This window comes from Lactobacillus sp. N54.MGS-719 (assembly GCF_000980505.1).
Lineage (GTDB): Bacteria > Bacillota > Bacilli > Lactobacillales > Lactobacillaceae > Lactobacillus > Lactobacillus amylovorus.
In genome coordinates this window covers 1-18700 of the sequence record NZ_LARO01000032.1, presented here as the reverse complement: position 1 = coordinate 18700, position 18700 = coordinate 1, and the positions used below count along the sequence as shown (strand labels likewise).

At 40.6% G+C, this 18700-nt stretch carries 16 protein-coding genes and 1 pseudogene; all 17 read right to left on the bottom strand.

Annotated features, from left to right (window positions below):
* Nucleotides 1-96: 96 nt before the first annotated feature.
* A pseudogene (locus tag WS44_RS06585) lies at nt 97-891 on the bottom strand (zinc ribbon domain-containing protein); the annotation flags it as partial.
* A gap of 113 nt (nt 892-1004) precedes the next feature.
* Entirely contained in the window at nt 1005-4745 is a 3741-nt protein-coding gene (locus tag WS44_RS06580) for an MMPL family transporter (RefSeq protein ID WP_046433764.1), read from the bottom strand.
* 4 nt (nt 4746-4749) lie between these two features.
* Nucleotides 4750-5325, bottom strand: a complete 576-nt coding sequence (locus WS44_RS06575) for a TetR/AcrR family transcriptional regulator (RefSeq protein ID WP_046433763.1) — start codon at nt 5323-5325, stop codon at nt 4750-4752.
* A gap of 121 nt (nt 5326-5446) precedes the next feature.
* On the bottom strand, nt 5447-6394 hold the full coding sequence (locus WS44_RS06570) for a serine hydrolase (RefSeq protein ID WP_046433761.1): 948 nt from the start codon (nt 6392-6394) through the stop codon (nt 5447-5449).
* 15 nt (nt 6395-6409) lie between these two features.
* Nucleotides 6410-7327 (bottom strand): magnesium transporter CorA family protein, encoded by a 918-nt coding sequence (locus tag WS44_RS06565; protein WP_046433759.1) that lies wholly within the window; start codon nt 7325-7327, stop codon nt 6410-6412.
* Nucleotides 7328-7430: 103 nt separating this feature from the next.
* Complete coding sequence (locus tag WS44_RS06560; protein ID WP_046433758.1) at nt 7431-8735, bottom strand: extracellular solute-binding protein; 1305 nt, start codon at nt 8733-8735, stop codon at nt 7431-7433.
* A 53-nt stretch (nt 8736-8788) separates the two neighbouring features.
* Nucleotides 8789-10084, bottom strand: a complete 1296-nt coding sequence (locus WS44_RS06555) for an MBL fold metallo-hydrolase (protein ID WP_013642379.1) — start codon at nt 10082-10084, stop codon at nt 8789-8791.
* Nucleotides 10068-10892 carry a carbohydrate ABC transporter permease gene (locus WS44_RS06550; RefSeq protein WP_013438528.1) on the bottom strand — a complete coding sequence of 275 codons (825 nt, stop codon included), beginning with the start codon at nt 10890-10892 and terminating at the stop codon, nt 10068-10070. Before WS44_RS06550 ends, WS44_RS06555 begins: the two co-directional genes overlap by 17 nt.
* Before the next feature lie 3 nt (nt 10893-10895).
* The gene (locus WS44_RS06545; protein ID WP_013438529.1) at nt 10896-11762 is read right to left on the bottom strand and encodes a sugar ABC transporter permease; all 867 of its coding nucleotides are present in this window, start codon (nt 11760-11762) and stop codon (nt 10896-10898) included.
* Nucleotides 11762-12847 (bottom strand): ABC transporter ATP-binding protein, encoded by a 1086-nt coding sequence (locus WS44_RS06540; protein ID WP_013438530.1) that lies wholly within the window; start codon nt 12845-12847, stop codon nt 11762-11764. The genes WS44_RS06545 and WS44_RS06540 overlap by 1 nt, the downstream gene beginning before the upstream one ends.
* Nucleotides 12848-13128: 281 nt before the next feature.
* A complete protein-coding gene (locus WS44_RS06535; RefSeq protein WP_014566113.1) occupies nt 13129-14556 on the bottom strand; it encodes a C69 family dipeptidase in 1428 nt (475 codons plus the stop codon).
* 37 nt (nt 14557-14593) lie between these two features.
* Nucleotides 14594-15454, bottom strand: coding sequence for a DNA/RNA non-specific endonuclease (locus WS44_RS06530; protein ID WP_013438532.1), 861 nt, complete (start codon nt 15452-15454; stop codon nt 14594-14596).
* 9 nt (nt 15455-15463) lie between these two features.
* Nucleotides 15464-16420 carry an exonuclease domain-containing protein gene (locus tag WS44_RS06525; protein ID WP_013438533.1) on the bottom strand — a complete coding sequence of 319 codons (957 nt, stop codon included), beginning with the start codon at nt 16418-16420 and terminating at the stop codon, nt 15464-15466.
* Between the two features lie 7 nt (nt 16421-16427).
* Entirely contained in the window at nt 16428-17228 is an 801-nt protein-coding gene (locus WS44_RS06520) for a hypothetical protein (RefSeq protein ID WP_013438534.1), read from the bottom strand.
* Between the two features lie 19 nt (nt 17229-17247).
* Nucleotides 17248-17886: a DUF421 domain-containing protein gene (locus WS44_RS06515; protein ID WP_013438535.1), complete on the bottom strand. Its 639-nt coding sequence runs from the start codon at nt 17884-17886 to the stop codon at nt 17248-17250.
* A gap of 1 nt (nt 17887) precedes the next feature.
* Complete coding sequence (locus WS44_RS06510) at nt 17888-18337, bottom strand: DUF3290 domain-containing protein (RefSeq protein WP_013642383.1); 450 nt, start codon at nt 18335-18337, stop codon at nt 17888-17890.
* 74 nt (nt 18338-18411) lie between these two features.
* Nucleotides 18412-18700 (bottom strand): LPXTG cell wall anchor domain-containing protein (locus WS44_RS06505; RefSeq protein WP_046433754.1); only part of this gene is annotated, 289 nt, incomplete at its 5' end.

Here is an 18700-nt window from a genome sequence, read left to right as displayed (position 1 = left end):
AGTCACGGCATTGGCTTCATCTCCACTTTACATAGTAAAAGAAAAAGTGTTGAACGACTACTCCGTCGAGTAATCATCCAACACTAGATTAGTATGTTTCGTATTCTTCAAAACGTTGTAAATGATGAAGATTGGGAACAACAACAGAAGTAGCCATACAATGTACAAAATAAGCGCTTGAAGTGAATTGGTTGATAAAAGTCGACCAGCCAAACTAAAGATCACATTCGAAATGGACATCTTTTGTGTATAACTTACAGCCGAAACGGAAGCACCAGAGTCGGTGAATAAAACGATCAAACTGATCAAAGCCGTCAAGATTACAGATAGTTGAACATAGCTGTAACGGTGACTGCGTTGCTTTTTAATCTCTCTAACTTGGCTTTCTACCTTAGGGTGCTTCTCCGCAAATTCCTTACTGCGTGTTCTCACCTTATCTTCACGTTCATCAACGCGGTTAAATATATTCGAACCTACCTGATTAATCTTTTCCGTTAATCGCTTATCAGCAGTATATTGCTCAACTTTATCTTTCCGATCGCAGACGATGAAGAGCCAGACCATCAAAGCTAGGAAGCAAATCCAACCAGCTGCTCTAGAAAAACTCATCAGAATCAGTAAAAAGACGCCAAGCAAAAAGACGATGGTTGCATTCTGTCTAACCCAGGCAATCATTCTTTGTACAGTGGAATTTTGCTTTTCTGGATAAAATTCTTCGCGGTATGCGGCACGGCTAGCTATCTTCTTTCCTTCATCGGGTTGTTCATACTTAGCCTGCTTGTGTTGATCCGTGAAAAAGTCATCACGATACTTTTTCAGGTTAAAGCCGCAGTTTGGACAGATGTCATCTGTATCACTAATCTCGTGTCCGCAGTTTGGGCATGTAGTCATATTCAAAAGTCCCTTCTTTTTTGTATTATTATACCATGCTTATACAAGCAAAAAGACGAGAGCAAAAAAAGAGCGGTCCTACGACATCATAGGACTGCTCTTTATCTTTTTAACTAATTATTGTTAGTTCTATTTCTCTTAAAGTACTTACCGAAATCAATACCTTCATAAGTTAACTTAACTGCAGCTGATAAGGTAATTGGCAAAATGAATACCAAGATTAACAAACCAACGTCCACAGTCAAGGCAACTTCGATCAAGGTTGGAATGCCTGATGGAATGAGGGCTGCGAAAGTACCACCCAAGATGATTGCGGCTGAGATAACAACCGTACCAATGATGGCACATGCCTTCAAGATTCTTGAACTTGGAGTAGTAAATCCTTCTTCCTTGAGTTCGTTGTAACGAGTCATGAGGAAGATACTGTAGTCAACACCTAAGGCAATCAACATGATAAAGCTAAAGAATGGTGTATTCCAAGTAAGCATGCTTCTGCCAAGAACTACCTTAACAATCCATTGGTTGATTGAAAGTGAGCAGAGGTAAGCAATAAGCAAAGTACCAAGAATGTAAACAGGTTGAAGAAGTGAACGAGTTACGAACATCAAAGCAATACCGATACCAATTAACATGATTGCGGCAGTTCTGATGAAGTCGCCACTAGCAACTGACTTAGTATCCTTGATCTTTGAACTTTGACCACCCATGGCAACCTTAGCATTCTTCAATGGAGTACCTTGGAAGGTCTTCTTAGCCATTGCGCTCAATTCTTGTGATTCGTCAGTAGCTTCAGTTGCACTTGGGTTTGAGTTGAAGACAACGATAATTTGAGCTGACTTCTTGTCAGGGCTGAGGTATACATCCATTGACTTCTTGAACATTTCATTCTTCAAGAATTCCTTTGGAATGTAGAAGGTATCTGCGGCAGCAGATGAACCTAAGCCTCTAAGGTAAGCTTCACCTTGACCCAAACCACTGTTTACAGTATCGATACCTGTAGTAAGTTCTGGAGCCTTAGCAGCTAACTTGCCAGCACCCATGCTGAGTTGGCCGGCACCGCTGTTAAGTTGGCCGATACCTGAGATAAGTTGTGGAGCTTGGCTAGCTAATTGACCAACACCGTTGTTAAGTTGACCAGCACCGTTAGCTAAAGTACCAAGACCAGTGTTCAAAGTACCTGCACCGTTTGCAAGAGTGCCAAGGCCGCTGTTAAGTTGACCAGCACCATTTGCAAGAGTACCAAGACCACTTTGAAGTTGGCCGGCACCTGAATCAAGTTGACCAGCACCAGCGCTAAGACGACCGACACCTGCACTTAATGTGCCAAGACCTGAGTTAAGACGACCAGCACCACTGTTAAGAGCTGCGGCACCTGAGTTAAGTCTTTGTGCACCTGCAACCCCTTGACTAGCAGCTGATTGAACTTGAGATAAACCAGAGCTTAATTGGTTCAAAGCAGTTGCGGCACCTGGAAGTACACGGTTTGAAGCTTGAGCTAATTGACGAACACTGCTTTGCAAAGTTGCTAATTGTCGTAATGACCCAGTTAATGAACTTAATTGTGAGTTAAGACCAGCAAGTTCACTTGAAACAGCACTAGCATTATTAGAGTTTTGGCTGTTTGAAGATAATTTTGCTGCATTCAAAGCAGCTTCAACAGCACGATTTGCAGCAGCTCTTTCAGTTGGAGTCAAATTACTGCTATCAAGTGAACTTTGAGCTCTAGCAAGTGCAGCAGATTGTGCACTTGAAGCAGTGTTTGAACCACCATTAGTCATTTGGCTAACTTGTTCTCGTAATCTTTCTAATTGTATGCTCAATTGAGCAACTTGTGAAGTATCCAAACCACTAACTTGTTGGTTCAACTGCTGAATACCACTATTAATTTGTGGCAAAGCAGTTTGCAATGCAGCAAGTTGCTGTCTGTTAGAACCACTCAATTGAGTTGAAAGTTGTGAACTCAATTGTTGTAATTGGTTAACCATTTGTTGGGTACCGTTTTGCAATGATTGCGTACCGCTACGTAAGCTATTAGCACCACTTTGCAAACGGTTGGCACCACTTTGAAGGCTGCTTGCACCAGTAACCAAAGCATGAGTACCACTAGCTAAACGACCAGCACCTGTTTGCAAACGAACCGCACCACTTTGAAGTTGGCTTGATCCACTTTGCAAACGATCAGCACCACTAACTAGTTGGCCTGAACCACTTTGCAGGCGAGTTGCACCACTTTGCAATTGTTGCGCACCATTTTGCAAACGACTAGTGCCACCAACTAATTGTTGTGCACCACTTTGAAGTTGACCAGTACCATCTTGAAGTTGATCAGCACCGTCTCTTAATCTGTTAGCACCGTTTGCTACTTTATTAGCACCTTTGCTTAACTTACCTAAACCGGAACGAGCTTGATCTACCCCATCGTTAACAGTGTTCAATTGATTATTTACGTAAAGCATATCAATTGGTTGACCGTAAGGTTGGGTTACAGATGTTGCAAATGAAACGTCTTTTGATTGTTGAAGTTGTCTGGTCAATTGATCAATCAACTTCAAGTTTTCTTCGTTATCTAATCTATGTTTACTTTGGATGTACAAGTATGATGGTTCAGCCATACCCTTTGAGAAGTGCTTTTGAACTACCAACAAACCTTGCTTAGATGGAACTGAATCAGCAATTTCATCAGTATCATCGTAATTCAAGTGGCCTGAGTACATCAACATAAATGGAACTGTAACCACGGCTAAAACAGCCAAGTAAATGATTGGGTGTTTCAAAGTTGAAGCTGAAATTCCATGCCAAAGCTTATCATCACTTTCGCCAGTGAACTTCTTAACTGGCCAGAACATCTTCTTACCAAGAACAGCCATAAAGAATGGGTTGAGTGTTAAAAGTACTACCAGAAGTACGGCAACACCAACGGCAACACCAACAGCTGATCTGTAAATAGAGAATTTAGCCAAACTTAAAGCTGTAAAACCGATTAAGATAGATGAACCTGAGTAAAGGATGGTCTTACCAGCGTTACGAAGCGCATCGTGCATCGCCTTGTACTTGTCCATCCCTTTCCCCAGATCCTCTTTAAACTTGTCATACAGCAGGATGTTGTAGTCGGTACCGATACCAAATAGCACGATAACCATGAACACCTGAGTAAAGTTTGAGAATGGGAAATTAGCATGTTCTACTAAGTTCGTAACAATTGAGAAGGAAGTAAGGAATGATACACCAACAGTCAATAATGAAATTAATGGCACAATTGGTGACTTAAATACGATAATTAAGACGATAAAGATGAAGACAACTGTAATTGCCTCAGTCTTCTTAATTCCCTCCTGAATTGAAGCAGAGAAGTCATGTTGCAAAACGTCAGCACCAGTTACATAAGTGCGAAGGCCTTGCGTTTTAACATCCCTATTCATTTGGTTATAAACTTGTTCAACCGTACGGCCCTTCTTAGATACGTTGAATTGTGCTACCCAAGTCGTACCGTCCTTTGATTGAAGCTTCTTTCTAGTAGCAATATTGGAATCAGGAAGCAACGTGTCCTTAATTCCGTACTTACTTTTATCATTAGTAAACTTGTCAAGCGTATTGTTGATAGCTTGTTTATCAGCATCAGTCAGCTTGCCATGTTCCTTGTTAAAAACAAGTGCTATCGCATAGGTGTTTTTCTTCTTTGCACCCCAGTTGTTTTCAATTGATTGCGCGACGTTGCTTTCAACATTGCTTGGCAATGTAATATCTGAGTGAGCGTTAGTTAGCTCAGTGATATTAGGCAAAGCAACAACGGAAATAATCAATATCAAAACCCATGCAATTAAAGAAAAAACATGATTTTTCAGAAATTTCTGCACTTTCCTATTTCCTCCCTAGTTTTTGTAAATCAGGCTCTGGTTCTACGAGACGCAGAATCATTTCGTGATAATTACGATTAGATTCATTCTTAGTTTCATCAACAAAAGAAGATGAATTGTCTAAGAACACATAACCCAATACAGCACCAATTAAAGCATGGAATGAAATGACACTCTCTTTTCTAAAATTAAGCTTTTCACCTAATTTTATCAGATTAAAAATCTCCTGATTAATCTCAGCATCCTTTGGATATTCGTTCAAATGATACACGATACTGGACAAGGCCCGATCACTCAACAAAAAGTCACGCACCGTGTCCGCAAACTTAAGCAAGGCCTCCCTACCGGAGATCCCTATCAAATCATCCATTAACTTGTGCCGTAAGATCTTTACTTGTCTTGCACCAATTAAGGATAATAACTGCTTTCGGCCTGAAACATAGTGATAAAGTGATTGCGAGCGAACATCTAATGACTTAGCCAAAGCTGGCATCGTCATCTTATCTAAGCCCTTCTCACAAATCAGCTCAGTTGCCTGATCGATGATCTTGTCCAGATCAAGATTTCTTTTTTGTGCCATTCTCATCCCTCCTTCTCCTAGCATAATAAATACTATATCACTACAAAGTGAAGAATACAATCTACATAGTGTAAATAATGCAAAAAATAATAAGGCGAAACGCCTTATTATTTATGCCTATTTATTTTCTTTTACTAAACCAATTATTAACTTGTTTGCCTAGCTTATTAAAGTTCTTATTGTTGCCGCCCCAAACAGACACGCTGTAAGCATGGCCGTTGCCTTGGACGATTGCTGTCGCAAAATCATCATCACCGATCGCATAAACGCCGCCGCTGATGCCGTTCACCATGCTTGGCAAAGGACGTGAGCTAGCAATTGTGCTAAGCACACGACTAGCATGTTGCCGGTTAAGCACTCTACCTTGGTAAAGACCGACCATCGTCTTAGTCAAATCGTTAGCAGTCGTCTTACCATATGAATCACCGTTAAAGTTCTTGGCGATCGACGTTTGCGTTGCACCCATTCTCTTAGCTACAGAGTCAACATTATTTACGCCAACTTTTCTAAGCAAAGCGTTTGATGCAGTCTTATTGCCTTTAAGCATCCCTTCACGCAAGTAAGCAATGCCATAAGCCATATTAACCTGGAACATCTTATCGCCCTTGGCCTTGTCTGACTTCTTAATCTTAATCGCGGTTCTAGAATTAATCTTACCGTTTTGTTCTTGTTCATATAGCGCAATAAGCAAAAACAGCTTCATCGCCTTTTTAGCATCATGTGCTTTTTGCGTATTAGCGACTACGGCATAACGGCTAGAATTGGTCAAATCTTGGACGGCAACTTGGTAGCTGTCATCAATGCCCATCGTCTTCTTAATGATCTTAACCAGCTTCTTGTTGCTACCGCTCTTAGCCTTAACGTGGTTGGTATATTCAATTGAGTTAACCTTAGGTTCCTTCAGCGTCTTGACCTTTGGTTCCTTGGCTTTTTTCGTCTTATTAACCTTGCTGGTTGTTGGTCCCACAACCTTTAATTTGGCGTTATCCACGCGTTTTAAGTTAGTCGTGTACAAAAGAAAGGCCACCAAGGTCGTAATAATTGCACCTATTAATACTTTATGTTTCATTTATTTGCCTCAATCTTAGAAGAAATGGTGTCGCTTCATCAGAATTACTAGCCAGATCATCAAAACCGCCATCAATAGGATAATCAAAATCCAGTCAAACGAGGTTTTCAAGATTGGCAAAGAAACGTTCATCCCATAGAACCCAGTCAAAATAGTTGGAATCGTCAAAACCAATGACCACACAGTTAAGAACTGCATCGTGTCGTTCAGGTTATTGTTCATCATGTTGTTGGATGTTGCTGACAAAGTCTTCGTAACTTGTTGTGAAATCCTAACCATTTCTGCTGACTGGCTTGATTCAATTAACACGTCATCGAGTCGTTCTTTAGCTTCCTTAGTGAAGTTCAATTTACTGTGGTCCAAGCTGTGCAACATGATCAGATCAGTTTGAATAGAACTGGACAAATAAACCAAACTTTTTTCAATATTAGAAAGCTCGACCAAATCCTTGTTGTTAATGTTATCAGACAATTTTTGATCCAAGCTGTTACGCTCAACATCAAGCTGCGTAACGGCACGCTGGAAATATTGTGAAGAGTAAAGAAAGAACAGCATCAACAGTTCCGTTACATCCTTTGCTTCAGATAATCTTTCCCGCATATGTTCGTCGTTGAATTCGTCAAAAACATAACTGGTTGATTCGGTATGGAAAGTGAAGACATTTTCACCGACAACCAAGAATGTAATTGGGTGGGAAGTGAAGTGCTTAATCGTATTGGTGGGCCAGATTGGTACATCATAAACTAGCAAGTGACTCTTGGTATGCAAGTCATAGTCGTAGCGAGGACGTTCGTGACGGTCGGAAATATATGAAATAATATCCGGCGTAAAATTGAACTCACTTTGCAAATTATCGCTGTCTTCCTCGCTTAAATTGTTGATGTCGTACCATTTATATTTTGTTTCCACCGGGAAATTTTGTTGTCTTATCAACTGGCTCACCTCTGCATTTTTATTTACCTATAAATGTTACCATTTTTCCATAAAAAAAGCAGACCCAGCACGGTCTGCTTTTAACATTAATTGCTATTTAGTTTTATTGCTTCCAAGCAGCATCAAACTTTTGCTTACCAGCGTTAATTTGGCTGTTAACATTTTGACCCTTTTGTGCTGCGGACAAAATGTTTTGCATAATGCTGTTCAATTGTTGGTATGCAGCATTTGAGTTCTTTGAAACAGGAACACTGTACAAGTGCTTCATTGAGTCTTCAAGTTTAGCAGGAAGCTTGGTGCTCTTGTTGTTCTTGTATTCGCTTGAAGTTACAACGCTTTCGTTAACTGGAATGTAACCAGTAGCGTTAGCCCACTTAAGTTGACTTGACTTAGATACCAAGAACTTAATGTACTTAAATGCGGCTGCCTTTTGATCAGCAGTTGCGTGGTTGAACATGTAAATGTCAGTACCTTGTTGCATAGTGTACTTGCCAGGACGTGGAGCAACGTCGTAAGCGAACTTGTTGCCTACACCTTGCTTAACGAAACCTTCACCTGCTGAAGTACCGATGAACATAGCAACTTTTTCGTTAGCAAATGGACCTGAAAGGTAGTGTTCTGAACCAGCCACTCTGAAGTAACCCTTCTTGATACCATCTGCGTAGTAGTTAATAACTTTCTTTGAAGCAGCACCACTGAAGTTAACCTTGTCTGAGAAGTTAACACCTTCGTTCTTCAAGCCAAGAGTGTAGTAGTTCGAAAGTGAGTCAAAACCAGCACCTACAACCTTGTGGTTACTCTTCTTGTAAATAGTTTCTGACACTTGCTTAAGTTCTTCCATAGTGGTTGGAACTTTCTTAATGCCATACTTCTTGAACATGTCAGCGTTGTAAGTCAAAGTTTCGATTGACTTGTTAAATGGAATACCATATTGGGTACCCTTGATCTTAGCACCGTCAAGAAGTTCGGTTCTAATACCAGATGCCTTAGCGCTACCCCAACCAACATTCTTGTTGTTGATGTATGGAGTCATGTTTACAAGCATCTTGTTTTGTGCAGCATTCCAAAGCCAGCCTGGATATGCTTGGGTAATAGTTGGCAAGTTGTTTGGTGATTGCAAAGTTGAGTTGATCTTAGCTTGCAAATCATTGTAAGTACCTTGGTTTTCCAACTTAACGTTAATCTTAGGGTTCTTCTTTTCGAATTCGTTAGTCAATTTCTTCAAAGTAGAACCTTGTACACCAGGCATAGCGTTCCAAAAGACAACTGTAGTCTTCTTAGTAATCTTTGATGGAATCTTTTCTGATGAACTTGATGAAGAGTTGCTACCGCCATTTGAACAAGCAGCAGTTCCTACTAAGGCTAAAGCAGCAACGGCAGCCATAGCAAGTTTCTTACTAAACTTCATTTGGATAAATCCTCCTAAAAAATAAAGCTAAACAACAATAATCTTTAATTTTACTAAAGCGTGGCTGTTTGACCACGTTTAGGTAAAATACGTTCTCCAAATGGATTCTCTTCCAGCTCCGGATGCAATGTGTGCACCGGTACCAAAATAGCTGGCTGAATCCCACCAATTATTTCTTTGAGTTCTTTTTCATCGGCGTGGCCTGAGCAACGCAATGCAATGAACTCAATTTTATTTTTAGCGAATTGCTCTACAAATGGCTTGTAGGTAGGGTCGAAGTCACCCAATGGCTCGGCATTTGAATGGATGTAAAGACCGCCCATTTGAAGCTTATCATAATCGCTTACAGCTTGCCATAAGTATTTATGATTATCCGCCAAAAGCTCGTCGTAGCTGACTTCAAGCTCTGGATTCAAATCAGAATACTTCTTGTCTTCTGGCAAGTAGTAATATGGATAATCTTCGTTAAGACTGTCCTTAATCAAATGCGCACGCTTAGCATGCAAAACCACCTTACGTGGAGAATCAGAAACAATTCTAAGCAAACGCTCCACGTTAGTTGGGTAAGTGTTAAAGGTGATTTGGCGATCAGGGTTGGCGTTTTGCAAGCGCACGATTTCTTCAGTTAACTCCACTTCGTTCTTAGGACCAGTGAATTCTTCGCTGTTTTCATCGTGCTTTTCTTCTGGCCAAGAAACGCCAGTACCTTCAATGATCAACATATCGCTACCTTTGGCCGCTTGCATGAAGGCACGAACCAAATCTGGGTGGTAGCCATGCAAACGAATATCACCAGTGTAGGCGATTTGCTTGTCCGGTGTCTTAACTAGTAAGCCAGTTGCACCGTAAGCATCGTGGTCACTAGGATATATTTCCAGGGTAATATCTCCCACCTTGATCGGCTTCTTATACTCAGCCGCAATGATTGGACGAGTGTAGTTCTTCTCGTGTCCAGCGGCTGGTAAAAGAAAGTCGCCATTTTCATTCAAAGCAGGAAGTAAATGAGCAGTAATTGGACCTGCATAAAGTGGAATTTCAGGTGCAAGCAAGTTTAGGACCTTGCTGTGGTCCAAGTGTAAGTGTGAAATGTAAGCTGCAGAGTGTTCCCAGCGTTCAGTATCGATTGGCTTGCCCGTAATTTTTGGATCGTAAAAATTAGGCACATCCCCAATCAACTGATTTTTAATCAAAGTTTGGTAACTTTCATCTGGCAGCTTTAACTCAGGACGATATACTTCGCCTAAGTCAAACAGAACGTGTGACTTGTTATAAGCCACTTCGATCATTGGTCCACCAATTGTGGTTAAACCGTTATAAAAGGTAACGGTTGTTTTATCCTTTAAGGTCATTACGTACTACTCCTCGAATAATTTGCTTTCTAAAGATGAAGTATAAGATCAAGATTGGCAAAACGGTTAATGTAGCAGCTGCTAATTGCAATTGCGTTTCACTACCTGCATCTGAGGCAAATGAAGTTAAACCGTTGTTCAACAGTCTCATGCTGTCTTCATTGGTTACCAATAATGGCCATAGGAATGAATTCCAACCTGAAATGAAGCTCAAAAGCGCCACAGTGAACAAACCACCTTTAGACATTGGTACCAAAATTCTCCAGATGTATTCCCAGTCGCTAGCCCCGTCAATCATCGCAGCCTTGTAGATGGTTTGTGAGATTGAGCCGAAGTAGCTTTGTAAGTAGTACATGTAGAAAATTGAAGTCAAGAATGGTAATACCAAACCGATGTAGGTGTTAAGTAAGCCCATTCTGGCAATGGTGTTGTAGTTAGTGAAGATGATTGCTTCACCTGGCACCATCAAGAGTGACAAAAGAACGACTTGTACAACGCCCTTACCCTTGAACTTCAAATTAACCATGGCAAAAGCACCAAGAAGTGCGTTAAACAAACTTACGATAGTCGTTACACTAGCCGTAATAAAGGTGTTTAAGAAGTAACGAGCAAATGGTGCTTGGGCAAAGACCTTAGCATAGTTTGACCATTCAAAGTGCTTAGGAATTAATGTTGGCGGAATCGTTGTCGTTTCTCTAAAACTCATTAGTCCGCCCAAAATCATGTAAACGAATGGAAAGACAGTAATAATCGCAAAGATTGCTAAAACGATGTAAGCAACCAAAGCACCCCAACGAATCTTCTTCATTTTTTACCGTCCCCCAATCTTTTTCATCATCTTACGTTGTAAGAAGGTTACGAACATAATGATGAGGAATAAAATTACCGTTGCGGCCATCGCTACACCTGGCGTACCTACAATTTGAAATTTGTTATAAATGTAGAACACTGCCGTTGTAGCTGAGTTTCCGACACCTGCTTGTCCGTTGAACAATGCATATACGGAAGTATAAATCTTGAATGCCGCAATAATGTTCATCGTCAATAAGAAGGCGATCGTTGGTACAAGTTGTGGCATAGTAATACGCCAGAACTTTTCAGTACCGGTTGCGCCGTACATATCGGCAATAGTGTAGTAGTTTGGATCAATGTTACGAAGAGCACCCATCAAGATAACGATGTTAAAGGCAAGTGATGTCCAAACACCAAAGATAATGATGGTTGTCAGTGACATTGATGGATCATCAATCCAGTTAGGAGCTGGCAAATGAAGCGCTCTTAATAGGAAGTTAAGCATCCCGTATTCACCATTAAAGATGTAACGGAACACGATACCAATCGCAATGGTTGAAGTAACGTAAGGCATAAAGAAAGTCGTTTCAAAGAATGACTTGTGCTTTACCTTACTGAAAATAAACCATGCGAGCATGATTGAAATAGCTAATGCTACAGGCACCGAAATTAGCGCATAAAGAATGGTGTTTCTAATTGCGCGCCAAAATTCGGGATCACTAAAGATGTATTGATAGTTGCTAAAGCCAGTCCAGTTCAAATTGATTAATGGACCGCTTTGGAAACTCATCACAAATGCCCGTAAAATTGGGTAAATACTAAAGAAAGTAACAAAGATAATTGTTGGCGCTAAAAAGAGCCAAGCTTTCTTTTGATTGCTCTTCATTAGTAGACACGCTCTCCTTCCTTAGTAAAGAGGAATACGCGATCTAGGCGCATCTTTAAGTTAACGGTGCTTCCCCTCTTAATTGGGGTTTCAAGATCAACAAGTGAACGAGCTTGAACGCCATCATGAGTAAATTTTAAAATACATTCACGGCCGATTAATTCAACATCGTCGATCTTAGCTGAAACGTGACCACTATCAGCTGGCAAAATATTTTCAGGGCGAACAGATAATGTGTATTCGCCATCAGTTAAATCATGTTTGAAACGACTTTGTTCTAAGTCATCTACGTTGATTTCAAAGTCCGAGCCGGTAATCTTGCCGTCTTTAACAGTAACTTTGAAATTATCAATTACAGGGTTACCAACGAAGTTAGCAACGAAGTAGTTATTTGGTTCAAGATAGAAGTTTTGACCCATATCATCTTGTTGGATCACACCATTGTTGAAGAGGATGATTTTATCACCAATGGATAAAGCTTCTTCTTGGTCGTGGGTAACGAATAAAGTAGTGATGCCCACTTTTTTAACCAAGTTACGGATTTCTTCACGAATCTTCAAACGAAGACGTGCATCAAGGTTACTCAAAGGTTCGTCCATGAGCAAGATCTTAGGTTGTTGCACCAAGGCACGAGCGATTGCGACACGCTGTTGTTGACCACCTGACAAGTTACCTGGCTTTTGGTCGGCAAGTTCGGTGATTTGAGTTGTTTCCATGTACTTTTCCGCAATCTCCTTAGCCTTATCTTTAGGCATTTTTTGCTTGCCCACAGTTAAAGGAAACATAACATTTTGAAGGACTGTCATGTGTGGGTATAAAGCATAGTTCTGGAAAACGTAGCCAATTTGACGATCTTTAGGTGCTACGTTAACGACAGATTTGCCATCAAAAAGAATATCGCCACTGGTTGGGTTAAGTAAACCAGCAAGCATGTTCAAAATGGTTGTCTTACCACAACCTGAAGGTCCAAGTAAACAAACAAGGTCGCCTTTCTTAACTGAGAAGCTAACGTCCTTGATTGCTTCGTGACCATTGTCGTAAACCTTTTTAAGGTTCTTTACTTCAACAAATTTATCATCATTCATAAGTTTCACACACCACTATATATTGATTTAAGTTTATAAATTTATCTATTAATTTTAAGCTAAAAAGACACAAAAAACAAATAATTCAGTAAAAAAATTTGTGGTTTCTCAGTGTTGGTGAAATAAACCTCTCTCAGTATTCGCGTTTTATTTGTATTCAAGCCTTTGCATAGTTGTATTTTGCTTTTTTGTTCGGGTTTACTAAATATTGTGGTACGTACCCAAAAAATAGGTCATGAAATTAATTTTCATGACCTATTTTTTCTAAATTATTTATTTTTTTATAAATTGTCGCCGCGTTCAAATTGGTACTTAGAACTGTTCAAAGCTTGTCTTACCAATTTGCTCATTAATTCCTTGGTCTTCTTGGTAATTACGCCGGCAGTAACATCGTTGGCGTTAGTCAAATACTTGATTAATTCAGTACCGTCAAGCTCCTTGGCTTTTTCATCAATGGCATCGATACGACCGATACCGTAGCTTTGGCAATCGTCACGGTAAGCATTTACTTCATAAATGTATTGGTGGTAACGTGGTTCAACGATTACTTGCAAAGTCTTGTAAAGCCAGTAAGCACTGCTGTCTGGATCAACCATGTGCTCGGCAACCTTGTAGTTAAGTGGCGTATCTTCGATGTTGGTATAGAAAGGAACGTATGGTGAGTATGCGTAAAAGCCCATGTTGATCCATTGAATAGCAGCCATCTTAGTTGGAACATCGTTTCTGATTTGCAAGATGCTTGATTCTTGGTTTCTGTCTAATGCGATTGAACGGAACATCTTTTGTTCTTTTTCAGTGCCGGATGAGAAAGTATCCATTGGATCATATGGGGTGCCGTTGTAGTGACTAGTCAAAAATCTTTGCACGTCTTCAACGCCAATCTTTTTTTCAGGAACGCGAGTAAATGGCATTTCTTGGCTAGTTGGATCTTGTTCAATACTTGGGTTAAACAACTTTTGACCGTACCAAGTTCTTGGGGTGTTGTAGAAAGCATCAGCTTCATCCTTAGTACCAAAGATATCACGGAAGTTGAAACTACCATCGGTACTATTGTTCAAGTGGTTCTTTTCAACGAATTCTTGGAGGCCTTTGCTGTACATAAAGTTGTCTGGATCATTAAAGTCAACGTTTTGGATAACCATAATGTTAGGACAAATTGCGTATGAATCGTCAGGAACACGAGCAGCTACCCATTGGTGACCAGCGCCAGTTTCAAGGTACCAAACTTCCTTGTTGTCTGAAAATGCGATACCGTTGCTTTCACCAGTACCATATTTTTCAATCAAACGACCTAAACGCTTAACACCTTCACGTGCAGTCTTAACGAATGGCAAAGTGATGTAAACCATTGAATCTTCGTTAATACCGTCTTCAACGAGTGGGTCGTGACCTAGGCAGCGAGCGTTGGTTGCTTCAGTTTCGGTAGCTGACATAGCGACGTTATATTCGTTGATACCTTGTTCGTCCCAACGACCTTCTGAATCATCAGCAGTTGGAGCAGCAGTCCACTTGCAGCCATCACCTTCAAGGTGCATCTTGAAGCCGTTGTATTTTGAAACATAATCTTCATCGTAGTGGCGAGCCTTGTTTACGACAAACAGCTTTTCGTTAATGCCGCCGTAACCGTCTTCGTCACGAGCGATCATAGTTGAGCCATCGATTGAAGCATCTTTACCGACAAGCATTGCGGTACAGTTATCTTTTTTCATTAATATGTACTCCCTTTTAAAAATTTATATCTACATTTTACTCTTCATTGACCTGCATTTGGCGATCAACTTTAGCTCTACCATTATTATAGTTAAATTGATAGCCAGGTTGAATATTATACAGATAAACATTGAAGTCCAGCGTGCCATCAGTTGAAACGGCCTGCAGGTTAACTCCGCGCGCCATTAGTTCATTGCCTCTGAATACAGCAGTGGCTTGATAAATCACGCGTTTATTTTCTCTCAGAGCTTTTCTAACTTTAGCTTCAAAAATGGTTTGAATTCGTTGGTTAGAAAAAGCCGATTGGGTAAACAGGTTCTTAGGGTTGTTCTGGTCCCCGGATTGGTTGCTTGGATCGTAGTTACCGCTTTGGTCGATACCAGCGGAAACCGAATAAGCGATCAGGTGACCACGGTTATAAATCTGCGTGCCGTTTCTGTGGTTGTAATGCCAACCAGTCGGTTCTACGAACTGCCGCACACGCAAACTATCATTAGCCACGTTGCGCCGCTCCAAAAAGGCAGTATTGGAACGTGAAGTTCTATTCAGCGAATCAAGGTTTGAATAAATTACTCGGTTGATCTTCCAAGAGCTTTTAACTAAGGTCGAACGATTATGGTTCACTTCGGTATATGCCCTAGAGCCACTCTTGAAATTCAAATCAGCTAGCTTTTTATAATCGCTTTGCGATAGCCCGCCATAGACCTTATTGCTTTTTGAAGCACTCTTGATAGTATTGGTTACTTGGTCATTGCTATTGCCAGTTACATTTTTAATAAATTGGCTACCATTAGGATCGCTGCCAGCTTTAGTAAATACTCCCCAGGCAATAGCGATAATTACAATAATCGATGAAAAAACAGTACTCTGTTTTCTGCGTCGTCTTCTTCTTGCCATAAAAATCCTCTAACTTCGTGCCCAGTCATCAAGCATCCCTAAAAAGAAGCTTTCTGACAAACGCTTAATCTTGGCACCATCTTTAATCAAATCACGTGCCGTATTCAAATCTTCGTTGTCTTTTCTAAAGAAATCATGGTCACCCATAATCAGATAATTGGTCATTGGGTTAACCTTATCTTCGACCTTACCACCCATGTTGCCAATCATCTTGTCGGCGTCTTGTTCATCCATATGAATGTGACCTGATAAAACGATGTTTTTATTTTGGACCGGATTTCTAAAACCGAGATCAATGTAATCGACATCGTCGCCAGTTAAATCAACGTTCTTGATCTTGTTACGTGTCGCTTCAAGCAAATCATCGGTGAAGTGCGCACTAAAGTCGTTATAAACCTTGATCGTATCAAGCGAGTCGGCTAAACCGTGGTGCTCCTCTACTTGCGCGATACCAGCACGCTGCATGCAGTCAATCAAACGATTGTGGCGTTCGCGTGGATAGTACGCTCTGGCTAAGCGTAACACATCGACGTAATCATTATTTAAGATTGGCAACTTGTACTTTTGACTTAAATCATATAAAAAGTTCAGATCAAAGTTGACGTTATAACCAATGATAATGTCGTCATCGATGAACTCACGGAATTCCTTAATCGCTTGTTCAGCAGGAATCCCCTCATTAACGATTTGTTCTTCAGTAATGCCATTCAATTTGGTAATAAAAGCAGGCACCTTATTGTTCTTAGGGAACTTGATCAAATTAGTATATTGGTCAACGATTTGGCCGTTTCTGACCTTCACTGCACCAAGTTCTGTAATGCGGTCTCTGTATGGACTCAGGCCAGTCGTTTCAATATCCAGCATGGTGTAATTAGACAAAAAGTCAGGTATTTCTTGCCCTTTTTGCCGCAACTTATCTTGGGCACCGGGAACATGCAGAATCCCGTTTTTTACGTAAATACTCATTTCTCACCTATTTAGTTAATTTCATCATCATATCGTGTGAATCTGTGGCAAAACCAGCTGATCTCTTTTGAATATCGTCTGGTAAATCATTATCGGCTAAATCTGCAGCAACGTAATGCCAATTAGGGAACTGTTCAACTAGCTTAACCATTGGATCAAGCAGTTGTGGACTGGTTTCATCAACGCCGAGTTCTAAGACAACGACCTTCTTGTCTTCGTTACCGGTTAAGAACCAACGGAAGCGCGTATTGGCATCGGTGTCTGGGAAGAAATTGGCGTTAAGTGGCATGTGCAATTCCATTGGAGAATTACAATCCTCACACTTTGGCACTTCACCTTTTCCTTCTAAATACTTCTTAACGACTTCACGATCATCCTTTTGACCATGGTTCACGCCGCTAGAACATTGCATTCTGGTCCAGTCACCGAAGGCATTGAAGATGCGTTTTTCGTTAAAACCAGCATTTTCAAAGAAGTGACCGAAAGTGCTAGTAGCGATGAAGTATTGCTTATCTTTGAGCAGCTCCTTTAAAGCCAACATAGTTTCACTTGGCTCATATTCAAGCGAATATTCGTTGACCAGTTGACTCCAGAAAGCCCATTGTTCATCCCAAGTGTCAAACTTCTTGTCGAGGGCATCCCCGATTGTATGCACATCGTACTTGTCAGCAACCTTGCCATATTCATCATCGAAGTTTTCCTCGCTTAAAATGTCGAGGCCTTCCTCTTTAGCCATGCCATTACCAGCAGTGACGATCACGGCATCAGCATCTTTCAGCCATTCTTTTACCTTAGTTAAATCTGTCATTATGATTCTCTTTTCCTAATTATTTTGTATAACCTGTAAAATGCAGTTTTCCATCAATGTATTCGCCTAAAAAGACATCATTAACATTATTATAACCTGCTTTTTCTACTTCATGCTCGAGCCAAGACTCGTCTTTGTGAATCAACTCCAGCACATCGACGTTGGCCTGCCCATCGCTAATAATTGGAAAACGGATATTAGCCTCATCATTTTCAATAATAGTTAATTGCCCGTTTTGTTCAAAAATACAGTTCTTCACTTTTTCAACAGAATAAATTCCGCGGCTTCTGAGTTTAAACATCAATTCATTAGCGGAAATTCCTGCCTTCATACAGTTGCCGACTAAGACTTTACCATCCTTGATCACTTGAACGGGCTTGCCGTCAATAATGCCACGAATCCAGCTGTTGTGGTCGCGGCTGAATTTCAGGATGAAGGCAACTAGTGTCCAAACAATCAAAACTAGTAAAAATTGCAAAATACTAATGCTGGAATTGTAAATTAAACCACCGATGATTCCACCAAGAACATAGTTCTGTAGTTGGTCCAGTGCCGTAGTTGGAGCTAAGTTGCTTTTACCGAAAACGTTGATTTGAATAATTAAAGTTAAAATGCCGAGGGCAAATTTGATAAAAAGTTGAGTATAGTCTAGTTGCATATTAATTCTTCACATCCACCCTATGATCAATCACGTGTGCTTGAGTCAGCGTATAAGTATTGCGATCTTCATTCAGATTCAATTGATAATCCACATTTTTGGAATCGATGCGCACGATCATGCCATCTGTTAAGGTAGTAGAATTGACCAACACATCGGAGGTTTTAACATTTTCATCGCGGGCAACAGATTTGATAAAGGGAATGATCTGCGTTGCCTGGGACTTTTGCATGTTAATCTGTGTGTACTTCTCATACTGTGTCCCCACAAACATGAGTAAAAATAATAGGGCAATAATTCCTAGATCGCGGTATCTGGTGTTAAACCGATCGCGCAGATAAAGGACGGTAAAAATAATCATTGCCGATGCGGCGACTAACATCAGAATGTAGAAAATGGCCCGATCCGTATTCTGATTATTTTGGATGTAATTTAGGGTATAAAAGGTCATTAAGAGACTCCTTTCTAATTTGGTTCATTCTAACATACGCAAAAAAAGCAGTGCTTTCGCACTACTTTTCAAATCTACTTACCGTTCTTCTTATCTTTTCTGTTAACTTTTGCGCTAGCCTTACGTCTTCTTGAAGCGTCCAAGCCTGTGATACCCATTGTGGCTGCCAACGCTCCAAGAACTCCTGCAGCTTCAGCCTTCTTATCACCTGTTTCAGGTAAAGTCTCTTCATTTTGACTCTTTTCAGCTACTTCGGTTGATTCGTCTGAAATGCCCTCTGTGGTTGAAACTGTTTCTGGAGTTTGAGCTTCATCAGAAACCGTTGCAGCTTTGACTGGAGCTACCTTAGCCGTACCTGTACCC

Excerpts from the sequence above, each read along its gene's own strand:
- WS44_RS06575 (WP_046433763.1), bottom strand. The coding sequence starts at position 5,325 with ATGGCACAAAAAAGAAATCTTGATCTGGACAAGATCATCGATCAGGCA.
- WS44_RS06570 (WP_046433761.1), bottom strand. The coding sequence starts at position 6,394 with ATGAAACATAAAGTATTAATAGGTGCAATTATTACGACCTTGGTGGCC.
- WS44_RS06560 (WP_046433758.1), bottom strand. The coding sequence starts at position 8,735 with ATGAAGTTTAGTAAGAAACTTGCTATGGCTGCCGTTGCTGCTTTAGCC.
- WS44_RS06555 (WP_013642379.1), bottom strand. The coding sequence starts at position 10,084 with ATGACCTTAAAGGATAAAACAACCGTTACCTTTTATAACGGTTTAACC.
- WS44_RS06550 (WP_013438528.1), bottom strand. The coding sequence starts at position 10,892 with ATGAAGAAGATTCGTTGGGGTGCTTTGGTTGCTTACATCGTTTTAGCA.
- WS44_RS06545 (WP_013438529.1), bottom strand. The coding sequence starts at position 11,762 with ATGAAGAGCAATCAAAAGAAAGCTTGGCTCTTTTTAGCGCCAACAATT.
- WS44_RS06540 (WP_013438530.1), bottom strand. The coding sequence starts at position 12,847 with ATGAATGATGATAAATTTGTTGAAGTAAAGAACCTTAAAAAGGTTTAC.
- WS44_RS06535 (WP_014566113.1), bottom strand. The coding sequence starts at position 14,556 with ATGAAAAAAGATAACTGTACCGCAATGCTTGTCGGTAAAGATGCTTCA.
- WS44_RS06530 (WP_013438532.1), bottom strand. The coding sequence starts at position 15,454 with ATGGCAAGAAGAAGACGACGCAGAAAACAGAGTACTGTTTTTTCATCG.
- WS44_RS06525 (WP_013438533.1), bottom strand. The coding sequence starts at position 16,420 with ATGAGTATTTACGTAAAAAACGGGATTCTGCATGTTCCCGGTGCCCAA.
- WS44_RS06520 (WP_013438534.1), bottom strand. The coding sequence starts at position 17,228 with ATGACAGATTTAACTAAGGTAAAAGAATGGCTGAAAGATGCTGATGCC.
- WS44_RS06515 (WP_013438535.1), bottom strand. The coding sequence starts at position 17,886 with ATGCAACTAGACTATACTCAACTTTTTATCAAATTTGCCCTCGGCATT.
- WS44_RS06510 (WP_013642383.1), bottom strand. The coding sequence starts at position 18,337 with ATGACCTTTTATACCCTAAATTACATCCAAAATAATCAGAATACGGAT.